This window comes from Variovorax paradoxus, from assembly GCF_024734665.1.
Classification (GTDB): Bacteria; Pseudomonadota; Gammaproteobacteria; order Burkholderiales; family Burkholderiaceae_C; genus Variovorax.
Window position 1 is genome coordinate 1,962,290 of sequence record NZ_CP102931.1, and the last position, 13,373, is coordinate 1,975,662.

13 protein-coding genes are annotated in these 13,373 nt (G+C 65.5%); 5 read left to right on the forward strand and 8 right to left on the reverse strand.

The genetic code is table 11. The annotated features are described in order from the left end of the window. Positions 1 to 6 precede the first annotated feature (6 nt). A complete protein-coding gene (locus NWF24_RS09135) occupies positions 7 to 993 on the forward strand; it encodes a tripartite tricarboxylate transporter substrate binding protein (RefSeq protein WP_258353912.1) in 987 nt (328 codons plus the stop codon). 23 nt (positions 994 to 1,016) lie between these two features. Here NWF24_RS09135 and NWF24_RS09140 read toward each other — a convergent pair whose 3' ends face one another. From NWF24_RS09140 to rpoD, 3 genes are all read right to left on the reverse strand, one after another. Next, positions 1,017 to 2,144 carry an HPP family protein gene (locus tag NWF24_RS09140; protein ID WP_258353913.1) on the reverse strand — a complete coding sequence of 376 codons (1,128 nt, stop codon included), beginning with the start codon at positions 2,142 to 2,144 and terminating at the stop codon, positions 1,017 to 1,019. A 19-nt stretch (positions 2,145 to 2,163) separates the two neighbouring features. After that, on the reverse strand, positions 2,164 to 3,399 hold the full coding sequence (locus NWF24_RS09145; protein WP_093051261.1) for a multidrug effflux MFS transporter: 1,236 nt from the start codon (positions 3,397 to 3,399) through the stop codon (positions 2,164 to 2,166). 90 nt (positions 3,400 to 3,489) lie between these two features. Beyond that, on the reverse strand, positions 3,490 to 5,676 hold the full coding sequence (rpoD, locus tag NWF24_RS09150; RefSeq protein WP_258353914.1) for an RNA polymerase sigma factor RpoD: 2,187 nt from the start codon (positions 5,674 to 5,676) through the stop codon (positions 3,490 to 3,492). Here rpoD and NWF24_RS09155 point away from each other — a divergent pair. Then, entirely contained in the window at positions 5,669 to 6,001 is a 333-nt protein-coding gene (locus tag NWF24_RS09155) for a hypothetical protein (protein ID WP_258353915.1), read from the forward strand. The genes rpoD and NWF24_RS09155 overlap by 8 nt on opposite strands. A 123-nt stretch (positions 6,002 to 6,124) precedes the next feature. Here the strand turns inward: NWF24_RS09155 and dnaG are convergent, their stop codons facing one another. Further along, positions 6,125 to 8,149: a DNA primase gene (gene dnaG, locus NWF24_RS09160; RefSeq protein WP_258353916.1), complete on the reverse strand. Its 2,025-nt coding sequence runs from the start codon at positions 8,147 to 8,149 to the stop codon at positions 6,125 to 6,127. A gap of 82 nt (positions 8,150 to 8,231) precedes the next feature. Between dnaG and NWF24_RS09165 the strand changes: the two genes are divergently transcribed. Then, complete coding sequence (locus NWF24_RS09165) at positions 8,232 to 9,179, forward strand: YihY/virulence factor BrkB family protein (protein WP_258353917.1); 948 nt, start codon at positions 8,232 to 8,234, stop codon at positions 9,177 to 9,179. Here the strand turns inward: NWF24_RS09165 and NWF24_RS09170 are convergent. Further along, a complete protein-coding gene (locus NWF24_RS09170) occupies positions 9,127 to 9,885 on the reverse strand; it encodes a 3-hydroxyacyl-CoA dehydrogenase (protein ID WP_093051251.1) in 759 nt (252 codons plus the stop codon). The genes NWF24_RS09165 and NWF24_RS09170 overlap by 53 nt on opposite strands. Before the next feature lie 130 nt (positions 9,886 to 10,015). Then, the gene (locus NWF24_RS09175; protein ID WP_258353918.1) at positions 10,016 to 10,567 is read right to left on the reverse strand and encodes a phasin family protein; all 552 of its coding nucleotides are present in this window, start codon (positions 10,565 to 10,567) and stop codon (positions 10,016 to 10,018) included. 229 nt (positions 10,568 to 10,796) lie between these two features. Between NWF24_RS09175 and NWF24_RS09180 the strand changes: the two genes are divergently transcribed. Beyond that, positions 10,797 to 11,243 carry an acyl-CoA thioesterase gene (locus tag NWF24_RS09180; RefSeq protein WP_258353919.1) on the forward strand — a complete coding sequence of 149 codons (447 nt, stop codon included), beginning with the start codon at positions 10,797 to 10,799 and terminating at the stop codon, positions 11,241 to 11,243. Positions 11,244 to 11,276: 33 nt separating this feature from the next. Here NWF24_RS09180 and NWF24_RS09185 read toward each other — a convergent pair whose 3' ends face one another. Both NWF24_RS09185 and NWF24_RS09190 read right to left on the reverse strand, forming a co-directional pair. Next, on the reverse strand, positions 11,277 to 11,684 hold the full coding sequence (locus NWF24_RS09185) for a hypothetical protein (RefSeq protein WP_258353920.1): 408 nt from the start codon (positions 11,682 to 11,684) through the stop codon (positions 11,277 to 11,279). A 40-nt stretch (positions 11,685 to 11,724) separates the two neighbouring features. Then, the gene (locus tag NWF24_RS09190; RefSeq protein ID WP_258353921.1) at positions 11,725 to 11,958 is read right to left on the reverse strand and encodes a CsbD family protein; all 234 of its coding nucleotides are present in this window, start codon (positions 11,956 to 11,958) and stop codon (positions 11,725 to 11,727) included. Positions 11,959 to 12,136: 178 nt separating this feature from the next. Between NWF24_RS09190 and pncB the strand changes: the two genes are divergently transcribed. Further along, on the forward strand, positions 12,137 to 13,357 hold the full coding sequence (gene pncB, locus NWF24_RS09195) for a nicotinate phosphoribosyltransferase (protein ID WP_258353922.1): 1,221 nt from the start codon (positions 12,137 to 12,139) through the stop codon (positions 13,355 to 13,357). Positions 13,358 to 13,373 lie beyond the last annotated feature (16 nt).

Consider the following 13,373-nt stretch of genomic DNA (forward strand, 5'->3'; position numbering starts at 1 on the left):
AAACCGATGACCAAGACACTTTCCCCGATGAACCGCCGCGCGGTGCTAGGCCTCGGCGCGTGCGCCGCCGTGGTGGCCGCATGCCCGGCGCTTGCGCAGAGCTCCGACAAACCCATTCGCTTCATCCTGCCGATCAGCGCGGGCTCGGGCGTTGACACCATCGTGCGCGCTGCATCGGTCGCGCTCGGCAAGGCCTTCGGCCAGCCGGTGGTGATCGAGAACCTGCCGGGCGCGGGCGGCATCACCGGCGCCGCGGCCATCGTCAAGGCCGCGCCCGACGGGCTCACACTGGGCATGGTGTCGAACAACCACGTCATCAACCCGGCAGTGTTCAAGAAGATGCCCTTCGACGCGATCAACGACGTCACGCCGATCAGCGTGGTGGGCGCGACGCCGCTGGTGCTGGTGGTGAACCCGAAGCTGCCCGCGAAGAACGTGAAGGAGCTGGTCGCGCTGCTGCGCGCGAAGCCCGAGGGCTACAACTACGCCTCGTCGGGCAACGGCACCATCATTCACCTGGCCGGCGAGATGTTCATGGACGAGGCCGGCGTGAAGGCGCGGCACATTCCCTACAAGGGCACCGGGCCGATGGTGACCGACATGATCGCGGGGCAGGTCGAGATGGGCGTGGTCGCGCTGCCGGCCGTGCAGCAGCACATCAAGAGCGGGGCGTTGCGCGCCATCGGCCTGTGCAGCGCCGCGCGCTCGCCAGCCGCGCCGGACATTCCGACCATCGCGGAGCAGGGATTGCCGAACTACGCGGTCGAAGGCTGGTTCGCGGTGATCGGCCCGCCGAAGATGCAGGCGGCCGATGTCCAGCGCGTGCACGACGCGGTGGCCGCCGCGTTCACCAGCGCCGAGGTGCGCGATGCGATGGACAAGCAGGGCAACGTCATCAAGCCCACGACACCGGAGCAGGCCGCGAGCTACTTCCGCAGCGAGGCGTCGCGCTATGCCGTGCTCGTGAAGAAGGCGAACGTGGTGCTGGAGTAAAGGCGTAAGGGCGTGGCGGCTGCCTACGCCGGCGCAACCGCGCGGTAGAGCGCGCGCACGAAATCCGACTGCGTGATCATCCCCGCGAGGCGCTTCTCGCCATCGATGATCGGGATGTGGTGGTGCCCGCCCTCGGAGAACAGCGGCACCAGGTCGACCACGGGCCGGTCGGCGCTGGCCACGCGTACCTGGCGCGTCATGATCTGGCCGACCACCTCGGGCTTGTTCGACATCACGGTGCGCGTGGCGCGGATCAGGTCGCGCAGCTTGCCGGCAATGCCCTCGTGATGCTGCAGGTCGAGTTGGCGGAAGAAGTCGGCCTGCGTGACGATGCCCACCACGCGGCGCGTGCGGTCGGTGATGGGCAGGGCCTTGATGCGGCGCTCGTGCATCAGCGCCCACGCCTCCTGCAGCGGCGTGCCGAACTCCACCGAGACCGGCGTGCGCGACATGATGTCGGCGCAGTGCAGCGTGCCCAGGCGCCGCTTGTATGACTCGAGCTCGGTCTGCTGGATCAGCGATTGGAGGTCGTCGCGGCTGATGTCCAGCACCTGGTTGTAGCGGGCCAGCACGGCGTCGATGTCGGCCTGGCTGAAGCGCGCATCGGACGCAGGCGGGCGCGCCACCTGCACATGCGGATAGCGCCGACCGGTCAGCGAGTTGTAGGCCACGCCGGCCAGCACCAGCAGCAGCGAGTTGGTGAAGAAGGGGAACAGGGCGGACGAGAAATGCGTGGTGTGCGTCAGCACCGCGAGCAAGGCTGCGGCGCCACCCGGCGGGTGCAGGCAGCGTGCGCTGAACATCAGGCCGATGGCGCCGGCCACTGCGACGGCAGCGCCCAGTGCCGGGTCGGGAATCCAGTTGGCGGCCGCGATGCCGACCACCGCTGACAGCGTGTTGCCGCCGATGACCGACCACGGTTGCGCGAGTGGGCTGGCCGGAACCGCGAACACCAGCACGGCGCTGGCGCCCAGCGGCGCGATCAACCAGACAGAGGCGGCGAGCGGGCCGGCCAGCCAGCGGCACAGCAGCGCAGTGACCAGCAGGCCGAGGCCCGCGCCCGCCACTGCGCGCAAGCGTTCGCGGGCATCGACGGTGGTGCGGCCCGGCAGCCAGGCGCGCGCATGGGTCAGGAATGTTTCGAAGCGCATCGGAGCCTCGTTCCTGTGTTCAGCCTTCGTGCGCCACCATGCGCCCGATCTCGGGCCAGCGGTCATGCAGCCACACCCAGGCGACCAGCCCGATGGCGAGCATGCCCATGGAGGTCAGCGCCAGCGCGAGCGTCGAATGCATCACCAGCGGCGCCACCGCGCCGGCCACGATGCCGTTGGCGGTGGAGCCGATCACGGCCTGTAGCGACGAGGCCATGCCGCGGCGCTCGGGGTGCAGGTCGAGCACCAGCAGCGTGACCACCGGCACCATCAGCGCCCAGCCGAAGGCGAACACCGCGAGCGGCCACAGCGCCCAGGCCACGTGCGCCTGGAAGAAGGTGTTGGCCACCACGTTGACCACCGAGGTGGCCAGCATGATGACGAAGCCGTCGCGGATCTGCCGCTTGGGCGCGACCTTGCCGGCCATGCGGCCGCTGGCGCGCGCGCCGAGCATGATGCCGCCGATGGTCAGCAGGAAGAACCAGAAGAACTGCTGCGGCTGCAGCGCGAGGTGGTCGCCGAGGAATGCGGGCGCGGCCAGCACGTAGAGGAACATGCCGTTGAAGGGCACGCCGCTCGCAAAGGCCAGCAGCAGGAAGCGCGGGTCGGAGCACAGGTCCCAGTAGCCGCGCATCAGGTGGCGCACCTGGAAGGGCTGGCGGTGGTCCTTGTGCAGTGTCTCGGGCAGCAGCTTGTAGTTGGCCGTGAACAGCACCACGCCCACCGCCACCAGGAACCAGAACACGGCGTGCCAGCCCGCGTGCACGAACAGGAAGCCGCCCACGATGGGCGCGATGGCTGGCGCCACGCCGAAGTAGATCGTGACCTGGCTCATGACCCGCTGCGCCTCGGCGGGCGGGAACATGTCGCGGATCACCGCGCGCGAGACCACGATGCCGGCGCCGGTCGACAGGCCCTGCAGCCCGCGGAACAGCACCAACTGCGTGATGTTCTGCGACAGCGCGCAGCCCAGCGAGGCGAGCGTGAACACTGCCAGGCCCCACAGCACCACGGGGCGGCGGCCGAAGCTGTCCGACAGCGCGCCGTGGAACAGGTTCATGAACGCGAAGCCGAACAGGTAGGCCGAAAGCGTCTGCTGCATCTCGGCCGGCGTCGCGCCAATGGACTGTGCAATGCCCGAGAAGGCCGGGATGTAGGTGTCGATGGAAAAGGGCCCGAGCATGCCGAGCACCGCGAGCAGCACGGCAAGCGCCCAGCGCGGGGCCTGCCAGAGTTTGTCTGCATCGGGATTCATGAGGTTTGCTCCGTTCTTTTTATCGCGAAGGCCAAAAAAGAAAGCGCCCTTGCGGGCGCCTCCTCGTCGGGGAAATACCGGGAGACCGGCTTAGAGCGTATCAATAAAGCTGCGCAGCTTGTCCGAACGCGACGGATGCTTGAGCTTGCGCAGTGCCTTCGCCTCGATCTGGCGGATGCGCTCGCGGGTCACGTCGAACTGCTTGCCGACTTCTTCCAGCGTGTGGTCCGTGCTCATCTCGATGCCGAAGCGCATGCGCAGCACCTTGGCTTCGCGCGGCGTGAGGCTGTCCAGGATGTCCTTGACCACGTCGCGCAGGCCGGCCTGCATCGCGGCTTCGATAGGAGCCGTGTTGCTGCTGTCCTCGATGAAGTCGCCCAGGTGCGAATCGTCGTCGTCGCCGATGGGGGTTTCCATCGAGATCGGCTCCTTCGCGATCTTCATGATCTTGCGGATCTTGTCTTCCGGAATCTCCATCTTCGCGGCCAGGATGCCGGCGTCGGGCTCGAAGCCGAACTCCTGCAAGTGCTGGCGCGAGATGCGGTTCATCTTGTTGATCGTCTCGATCATGTGCACCGGGATGCGGATGGTGCGCGCCTGGTCGGCAATCGAGCGGGTGATGGCCTGGCGGATCCACCACGTCGCGTACGTCGAGAATTTGTAGCCGCGACGGTATTCGAACTTGTCGACCGCCTTCATCAGGCCGATGTTGCCTTCCTGGATCAGGTCAAGGAACTGCAGGCCGCGGTTGGTGTACTTCTTGGCGATGGAGATCACGAGGCGCAGGTTGGCCTCGATCATTTCCTTCTTGGCGTCGCGCGAAGACGATTCGCCTTCGTTCATGCGCTTGTTGATGTCCTTCAGCTCGGACAGCGGCACCACCACGCGCGACTGGATGTCGGCGAGCTTCTGCTGCAACTCTTGCACCGGCGGGATGTTGCGCGCGAGCACCGTGCTCCAGGGCTTGCCGGCGGCGGCCTGCTTCTCGACCCACTTCAGGTTGAGCAGGTTGGAGGCGATGCGGTTGCCGTTCTTGTCGTAGCCGCTGAAGTCGCGGATGAACTCGTCCTGCGGGAAGCCGCACTTGTCCACGATGATGCGGCGCAGTTCGCGTTCCTTCTTGCGCACGTCGTCCACCTGCGTGCGCACCAGGTCGCACAGCTTCTCGATGGTCTTGGCGGTGAAGCGGATGGTCATCAGCTCGTCGGACACGGCCTGTTGGGCCTTGACGTACGCCGGCGTGCCGTAGCCTTCCTTCTCGTAGATCTTGTGGATCTTCTCGAACATGCCGGCGATGCGGTCGAAGCGATCGAGCGCTTCACGCTTGAGTTCTTCGAGCTTCTTGGTCAGGGCCTTGGAGCCGCCCTTGCCGTCGTCGTCGTCTTCCTCGTCGAACTCGTCGAAGTCTTCTTCGGCCACGTAGTCGTCGGCCTCGTTGGGGTTCGAGAAGCCGTCGACGATGGTCGAGATGACGACCTTGCCTTCACGAATCGTCGCGGCCATTTCGAGGATCGCGGCGATGGTGGCGGGGGAGGCCGAAATGGCTTCCATCATGGCCATCAGGCCGCCTTCGATGCGCTTGGCGATTTCGATTTCGCCTTCGCGCGTCAGCAGCTCGACCGTGCCCATTTCGCGCATGTACATGCGGACCGGGTCGGTGGTGCGGCCGAATTCGCTGTCCACCGTGGAGAGAGCGGCTTCGGCTTCTTCCTCGGCTTCTTCCACCGTGGTGGCGGTGGGCGCGGTGTTGTTCAGCAGCAGGGTTTCGGCGTCGGGCGTCTGCTCGTACACCGCCACGCCCATGTCGTTGAGCATGGTGACCACGACTTCCATGGTCTCGGCGTCGACCAGCTTGTCGGGCAAGTGGTCGGAGATTTCGCCGTGCGTGAGGTAGCCGCGGGTCTTGCCCAGCGTGATCAGGGTCTTCAGGCGCGAGCGGCGCTTGGCCAGGTCTTCTTCGGAGAGCACGGTCTCGTCGAGGCCGAACTCCTTCATCAAGGCGCGTTCCTTCGCCTTGCTGATCTTCATGCGCAGCGGCTTGACCTTCTCTTCGGTGGTCGTGGCAACCGCGGGCTCGTCGCCGGCCAGGTCGTCTTCGATGTCCGACAGGTCGACGTCGCTCTCGGGGGCTTCCTTGTCAGCCTTGGGCTTGCGGCCGCGCTTGGCGCCGGTGGCGGGCGTGGCGGCGCCGGCGGCCTTGGGCGGGCGGCCGACTTTCTTGGCTGCGGGGGCGGCTGCTTTTTTGGGATCGTCGAGAGAGGTCGATTTCGTGGGCACGGTTTTCACTTTCGTTGCGGCTGCCGATTTGGATGCGGCGGCGGCCGTCTTGGTTGCCGGCTTCGCGCCGGCTTTCAACGGTTTTTCTGTTGCGGGCTTGGTGGCGACGCTTTTGGCAAGTGAAGGAGCAGGCTTCTTTGAACTGGGCATACGACCTCGTTACGGCAAGAAAGAACAAGCGGGATCACAGGCGCACCGTCACGCGGACAGCGCCACCACAGCCCGTGCACAGGCACGGACTAAAAACAAATGGGAAAGAGGAATTAATTCCTCAACAGGCAAGATGTCGGGCGAACATTTGGTATGCAGTCCTTGCGGTTGTTGACCCTTTCCGCCGGAATTTACCGTTGGAGTGCGTTGCGCTAGGGGTCGGCCCGGAGGTGCTGCTGTCGCTCTTGCCTAATTTCGCCAGTTGCGAAGCCCTACATTATAGCGTGTTGCGCAAATTTCAAGCAGTTTCTGAACCCGAGGCGCGCAAACGGGCACGCAATTCGAGCCGTCGGGTTTCCAGCGCCTTGTAGCGCTCCAGGGCTTTCGGGTCTTTTCCCACGGCGGCGATGGCCTCGCTCTGCTGGGCCTTGAGAAGGTCGTCGAGCATGAAATCGAGCACGCTGGAGAGTTCGCGGGCGGCGTCGGCCAGATGCTGCGCCTCCTCGCCCTCGGGCACCGGGCCGGCCTCGGAGACGGACATCAGCCGCTCGGCCAGCGGCTCGAAGTCGAGTCCGCGCAGGCCTTCGCGCAGGGCCGCCCAGGGCTGGACACCGTGCTCGTGCAGCTGGCTGTCGAGCCAGGTGAAGAGCGCGCCGTGCTGGCCGGGCAAGTCGCACAGCATCACGTGGAGCTCGTGCGACAGGGCTTCCCATTGCGCCATGTTCGACAGCAGCAGCCGTACTGCCACGTCCGGGCGGCTGGGCGGGGCGCCGCGTCCGCGCAGGGGCTCGATGGGTTCCTCGAACTTGCCGCCCCAGCGCTTGCCCTTGACGAACTTGCGTTGCTGGAACCTGGGCTTGCTATCGCTTTCATAGCGCGGCGGCTCGTAGTCCTGCGGCGGGGGCATGTCCGGGTAGTAGTCGTCACCGCCACTACCGCCACCGTAGCCGGAGGGCTCGCCTTGGCGCTGCGGCACGGGTGCGCCGCCAGCCTTGCGCGGCCCGGGCGTGGAGGCCCAGAGCTCCGACAGCGCTGGCGCGTCGAGCTGCACCAGCGTCGCGATCTCGCTCAGCAGTTGCCGCTTGAGCGCGCCGTCGGGCATGGCGCTCCAGAGCGGGCGCACGTTGCTCGTCATGTGGGCGCGGCCCTCGGCGGTGGTCAGGTCGCAGCCTTCGCGGGCGGCCTCGAGCATGAAGCGCGACAGCGGCGTGGCCTCGCTGACGAAGCGGGCGAAGGCCTCGGCGCCGTGCTCGCGGATGAAGCTGTCGGGGTCGTGCTCGGCCGGCAGGAACAGAAACTTGATGCTGCGCACGTCGGTGGCATAGGGCAGGGCACCGTCGAGCGCCTTGCGCGCGGCGCGGCGGCCGGCGGCGTCGCCGTCGAAGCTGAACACCACCGATTCGGTGAAGCGGAAGAGCTTCTGCACGTGCTCCGTGGTGCAGGCCGTGCCGAGCGTGGCCACCGCGTTTGGAAAACCGAGCTGGGCCAGCGCCACCACGTCCATGTAGCCCTCGGTGACGAGCGCATAGCCGCGGTCGCGGAAGGCCGCGCGGGCTTCGTAGAGGCCGTAGAGCTCGCGGCCCTTGCTGAACACCGGCGTTTCGGGCGAGTTCAGGTATTTGGGCTTCTCGTCGCCCAGCACGCGGCCACCGAAGCCAATGCATTCGCCCTTCACGTTGCGGATCGGGAACATCACCCGGTCGCGGAAGCGGTCGTAGCGCTTGGCTTCTTCGTCGCTGAGCTTGCCTTCCTCGTTGTTGACGATCACCAGCCCGCTCTCGGCGAGCAGCGGGTCGTCGTAGTCGGGGAAAACGCTGGCCAGCGCGCGCCAGCCGGCCGGCGCATAGCCGATGCCGAACTGCTTGGCCACCTCGCCCGAGACACCGCGGCCCTTCAGATATTCGATGGCGCCGGGTGCCTGGCGCAGGTGCTTGCGGTAGGCGTCGCCGGCTTTTTCGAGCACGTCGGTCAGTGTGGCCTGCTTCTGGCGCTGGCTGGCGGCGCGGGCGCGCTCGGCGGGGGAGGCGTCGTCCTCAGGCACCTGCAGGCCGTACTGGCCGGCGAGGTCGTGCACCGCCTCGACGAAGCCCATGCCCGCATGCTCCATCAGAAAGCCGATGGCGTTGCCATGCACCCCGCAGCCGAAGCAGTGATAGAACTGCTTGGTCGGGCTGACGGAGAAAGAGGGCGATTTCTCACCGTGGAACGGGCACAGCCCCATGAAATTGGCGCCGGCTTTCTTGAGCTGCACATAACGGCCGACGATCTCGACCACATCGGCGCGCGCGATGAGTTCCTGGATGAATGAAGCGGGGATGGTCATGTAGGCGAAGAGCGGCAAATCATACGCAAGCGGGCGAAGGCTCGCGGCCGGACGGCATACTGAAAGCGACCGGAATCCATGCATGACGACGCCCAAACCCCTGCAACACATCGCTCCGCTACTGCGCCACCCCCTGAGATTCGCCTGGGATGCGCTCAAGGAATTTCGCGCCAACCAGGGGCTGCTGCTCGCGGGGGCGGTGGCGTACTACGCGCTGCTGTCCATCGTGCCGCTGCTGATCGTGAGCGTGATCGCGCTGTCGCACGTCATCGAGCAGGCCGAGCTGTTGCGCACCATCGGACAGTACCTGGGCTGGCTGCTGCCGGGGCAGTCGAAGGCCATCGTGGCCGAACTGTCGAGCTTCCTGGACCATCGCGACGTGCTGGGGCCGGTGCTGTTGGTGACGATGCTCTTCTTCAGCTCGCTGGCCTTCAGCGTGCTCGAAAGCGCGATGGCGGTGATCTTTCACCACCGCAAGGCCGATCACAAGCGCCACTTCCTGGTGTCGGTGGCCATGCCGTACATCTACATCCTGTGCCTGTGCGTGGGGCTGCTGCTGGTCACGCTGGTGTCGGGCGCGCTGCAATTGGTGGGGCGGGAAAGCGTCGACCTGCTGGGGCGCAGCTGGTCGCTGTCGGGCGTTTCGGGGCTGCTGCTGTACCTGCTGGGGCTGGGCGGCGAGATCTTCATGCTGACCTCGCTCTACCTCGTGATGCCGGCCGGGCGCATGTCGCTGCGCCATGCGCTGCTGGGCGGCGTGACGGCCGCGCTGCTGTGGGAGGCCACGCGGCGCGTGCTGATCTGGTACTTCTCGACCTTGTCGCAGGTGAACGTGGTCTACGGCTCGCTCACCACGGCCATCGTGGTGCTGCTGAGCCTGGAGATCGCCGCCATGCTGGTGCTGCTCGGGGCTCAGGTGATCGCGAACTACGAGCGCCTGGACCGCACCGGCAGTACGAAGCTGCCGGCCTCCGAGGTCAGCGGGGAGCCAATCGAATCGCTCCGTCCAGACGAATCACCTCGCCGTTGAGCATGTCGTTCTCGATGATGTGCTTGGCGAGCTTGGCATAGTCCTCGGGCGTGCCCAGGCGGGAAGGGAAGGGCACGCTGGCGGCCAGGGCGTCCTGCACCTCTTGCGGCATGCCGAACAGCATGGGCGTGCCGAAGATGCCGGGAGCGATGGTCATGTTGCGGATGCCGCTGCGCGCGAGGTCGCGGGCGATGGGCAGCGTCATGCCAACCACGCCGCCCTTCGAGGCGCTGTAAGCGGCCTGGCCGATCTGGCCGTCGTAGGCGGCGACAGAGGCGGTGGAAATCAGCACGCCGCGCTCGCCGGTGGCTTCGGGCTCGTTCTTGCCCATGGCGTCGGCCGCGAGCCGGATCATGTTGAAGCTGCCGATCAGGTTGACCGTGACGGTCTTGCTGAACACGGCCAGTGCGTGCGGGCCGTTCTTGCCCACCGTCTTCTCGGCCGGCGCGATGCCGGCGCAGTTGACGAGGCCGACCAGCTTGCCAAGCTTGAGTGCGGCGGCCACGGCTGCCTGGCCGTCGGCTTCCTGGCTCACGTCGCATTTGACGAACACGCCGCCAATTTCCTTTGCAACGGCTTCGCCCTTGTCAGCCTGCATGTCGGCGATCACCACCTTGGCGCCGTTGGCGGCCAGCATGCGCGCCGTGCCTTCGCCGAGGCCCGAAGCGCCACCGGTCACGATAAAAACCTTGCCATCGATCTGCATTGAAGTCTCCTGGATGAGACCGGCATTATCGAAGACGCCCCGCCAGGCCAAAAAAAAGGCCTCATCCGAGGATGAGGCCCTGAATTGGATCCGTGAGGACCCAAGGAGACAACTGGTGGTGGTCGGCGGCTTAGCGCTTGCGCGAAGCGGTGGCGGTCTTCGCGGCGGCGACGGCTTGGGTCGACACGGCGTTGAAGTTGGCTTCGGCGACGTCCGACGCTTGCTTGACGGCCTTTTGAACCGATTCGAAAGCGTTGTTGGCGGCAGCCACGGCGCTCTTCAGGACGGCAACGGCGGTTTCCGAACCGGCGGGGGCGTTCTTGGAAGCGCTGTCGACCAAGCCGACGAAGGCTTGCTGGGCTTCAGCAGCCTTGGCTTCAAAAGCCTTGGAGAACTCGGCGCCGGTGCCTTGGGCGATGTCGTACAGGTGACGGCTGTAGGCAGCGGTCTTTTCAGCCAGGGGCTGGAACAGGCTGGCTTGCAGCGTCAGCAGTTCTTGTGCGTCTTTCACGCTCAGGGCAGCCTGGGCGGTGCTCTGGGCTTCGACCAGGGCGGCCTTCGAAGCGGTCACGTTCAGTTCGACGAGCTTCTCTACGCCTTCGAAAGCCTTGGTGGTCAGGCCGAACAGGGTTTCGAGGTTTGCTTTTTGGGCGGCGAGGATTTGGTCAGCGGTCAGGGCCATTTGGGATCTCCAGAAGGGATGATTGAGTGGTCGGTTCACGTTGCGCTGTCTCGCCGTCTATGTTGCGGTGCAGCATGGCCTCAAGTATAGGCAGCTGAGTTTTGCGATCAAGGGGTTTTTGCTGCCCTGCAGCAATTTAGAAGCCGTCTTCTAAATTCGGTCGTCGAGCCGGCCTGCTCAAGTTCGAGGCCTCGTTCAAGGGCGACCGCCGCTGGCAAAATGCCGCGCGATGAGCAGCGCCCCCACCAAACCCACCCCGCATGCGCGCAGCAGCTACCGCGCGTTCCGCAGCATCCCGACGCGCTGGGCCGACAATGACATGTACGGCCACGTCAACAACGTCGTCTATTACAGCTGGTTCGATACGGCAGTGAATGCTTTGCTGATCGAGCGCGGCGCGCTCGACATCCACCAGGGCCAGGTCATCGGCTTCGTGGTGGAGACGCAGTGCAACTACTTTGCGCCGATCGCGTTCCCGCAGACGGTGGAAGCGGGCATCCGGGTGGCCCAGGTGGGCCGATCGAGCGTGCGATACGAGATTGCGTTGTTTGCCGAGGGGGCGGACACCGCCGCGGCGCAAGGCCATTTCGTTCACGTCTACGTGGACCGCGCCACGCAGCGGCCGGTGCCGCTGCCCGAGGCGCTGCAGCGGGTGGTCGATTCGCTCAAGGCCTGAGCACCTGAGCGGGGCCCACCCGCCGCGAAGGCCTTACATGGTCTTCTTCATGGCCTTGATGTCGGCCTTGCCCTGGGCTTCATCCGCCTTGGCCTGCTTCACGCAGGCGGTCTTGGCTTCGCCCTTCTGGTCGTCGCACTTTTCCTTCGCGACTTCGTAGGTGGCCTTCACCTTCTCTTCAGCCACGTTGCGGGCGTGGCTGTCGCTCGGCTGGTACTGCTGCTCGAGCTCCGCCTTGGCAACGTCTTCCTTGCCCTTGGCTTCCTTCTGGCAGACATCCTTGGCGTTGTCCTTCATCGTGTCGCACTGGGCCTTGGCGACCTTGTAGTCGGCCTCGATCTTTTCCTTGGAGACCTTGTATTCGTCCTTGGTCATGGCGCTGGCTTGCGTGGCCACGAAGCAGGTGGAGGCGAGGGCCAGCATGAGTAGATGCTTTTTCATGGGATGTTTTCCTTTGGAAGTTGATGGAATTCAGGGGCGCTCAGTAGCGTTCGAACCAGATCGCGTCCGGCGTGCGGCCGTCGCGCGATTCCCAGTCCTTGACCTGCTTTTCGGCTTCCTCGCGGCTGATGCCGTGGCGTTCCTGGATGCGGCCGAGCAGCTGGTCGCGCTTGCCGGCGATGACGTCGAAGTCGTCGTCCGTCAGCTTCCCCCATTGCTCCTTGACCTTGCCCTTGAGCTGTTTCCAGTTGCCTTCGATGGTGTCCTTGTTCATGCGAATCTCCTTTGAGACAGTTGATTCGACGGGCTGTGTTCGCCGCCGTGAAATCACTGTCGCGGGGGTGATTCACCCTCACGGTAGGACGTGCTGTCCAGGCCCCGTAGGCAGAGGCCGACGCGCCCCGTGATAATCGAACGGCCGCCGAAAAGTTTGAGACACCGCGCCCAGCACCATGATCATTCACAGCCTGCTCGACACCGACCTCTACAAGTTCACGATGATGCAGGTGGTCCTGCATCACTTCCCGGGGGCCCGGGTCGAGTACCGCTTCAAGTGCCGCAACCCCGGTGTCGACCTGGCCCAGTTCGCGGGGCAGATCCGCGACGAGGTGCGCAGCCTCTGTTCGCTGCAGTTCCGCGATGCCGAGCTGGCCTACCTGCGCTCGATGCGCTTCATCAAGAGCGACTTCGTCGACTTCCTCGGGCTCTTCCGGCTCAACGAGAAGTACATCAACATCATTCCCCAGCCCTCGGGCGAGCTCGAGATCCGCATCAAGGGGCCGTGGCTGCACACCATCCTGTTCGAGATCCCGGTGCTGGCCATCGTCAACGAGGTCTACTTCCGCAACACGCAGAAGAAGCCCGACATCGCGGAAGGCCGCCGCCGCCTCGAAACCAAGATCGCGCAGCTGCAGGACGCCGGCCTCGCCGACCTGAAGATCGCCGACTACGGCACGCGCCGCCGCTTCTCGAAAGACTGGCACGAAGAGGTGCTGCGCACTCTCACCGCCCGCCTCGGCGCCGTCACCTCGCCGCCGGTGCAGGCACCGCCCGGCACGCGGCTGCCGCAGCTCGCGGGCACCAGCAACGTGCTGTACGCCATGAAGCTCGGCCTTATCCCGCTGGGCACCATGGCCCACGAATACCTGCAGGCCTGCCAGGCGCTCGGCCCGCGGCTGCGCGACAGCCAGATCTTCGGCTTCGAGAGCTGGGCGCGCGAGTACCGCGGCGACCTGGGCATTGCGTTGTCCGACGTGTACGGCATGAGCGCCTTCCTGCGCGACTTCGATCTGTACTTCTGCAAGCTCTTCGACGGCGCGCGGCACGACAGTGGCGACCCCTTCCAGTGGGGCGAGCGCATGCTCGCGCACTACATCGCCAACCGGGTCGACCCGCGCACCAAGACGCTGATCTTCAGCGACGGCCTCACGGTGCCGCGCACCATCGAGCTGTATCAGCAGTTCCGCGGCCGCTGCCAGCTGGCCTTCGGCATCGGCACCAACCTCACCAACGACCTGGGCTACGAGCCGCTGCAGATCGTCATCAAGATGATCCACTGCAACGACCAGCCGGTGGCCAAGCTGTCGGACACGCCGTCCAAGAACATGTGCGAGGACGAAAAGTACCTGGCCTACCTGCGCCAGGTGTTCGAAATCGAACAACCCCCGGCTTGAAGGCTGTACTGACCTG

Excerpts from the sequence above, each read along its gene's own strand:
- NWF24_RS09135 (WP_258353912.1), top strand. The coding sequence starts at position 7 with ATGACCAAGACACTTTCCCCGATGAACCGCCGCGCGGTGCTAGGCCTC.
- NWF24_RS09140 (WP_258353913.1), bottom strand. The coding sequence starts at position 2,144 with ATGCGCTTCGAAACATTCCTGACCCATGCGCGCGCCTGGCTGCCGGGC.
- NWF24_RS09145 (WP_093051261.1), bottom strand. The coding sequence starts at position 3,399 with ATGAATCCCGATGCAGACAAACTCTGGCAGGCCCCGCGCTGGGCGCTT.
- dnaG (WP_258353916.1), bottom strand. The coding sequence starts at position 8,149 with ATGACCATCCCCGCTTCATTCATCCAGGAACTCATCGCGCGCGCCGAT.
- NWF24_RS09165 (WP_258353917.1), top strand. The coding sequence starts at position 8,232 with ATGACGACGCCCAAACCCCTGCAACACATCGCTCCGCTACTGCGCCAC.
- NWF24_RS09170 (WP_093051251.1), bottom strand. The coding sequence starts at position 9,885 with ATGCAGATCGATGGCAAGGTTTTTATCGTGACCGGTGGCGCTTCGGGC.
- NWF24_RS09175 (WP_258353918.1), bottom strand. The coding sequence starts at position 10,567 with ATGGCCCTGACCGCTGACCAAATCCTCGCCGCCCAAAAAGCAAACCTC.
- NWF24_RS09180 (WP_258353919.1), top strand. The coding sequence starts at position 10,797 with ATGAGCAGCGCCCCCACCAAACCCACCCCGCATGCGCGCAGCAGCTAC.
- NWF24_RS09185 (WP_258353920.1), bottom strand. The coding sequence starts at position 11,684 with ATGAAAAAGCATCTACTCATGCTGGCCCTCGCCTCCACCTGCTTCGTG.
- NWF24_RS09190 (WP_258353921.1), bottom strand. The coding sequence starts at position 11,958 with ATGAACAAGGACACCATCGAAGGCAACTGGAAACAGCTCAAGGGCAAG.
- pncB (WP_258353922.1), top strand. The coding sequence starts at position 12,137 with ATGATCATTCACAGCCTGCTCGACACCGACCTCTACAAGTTCACGATG.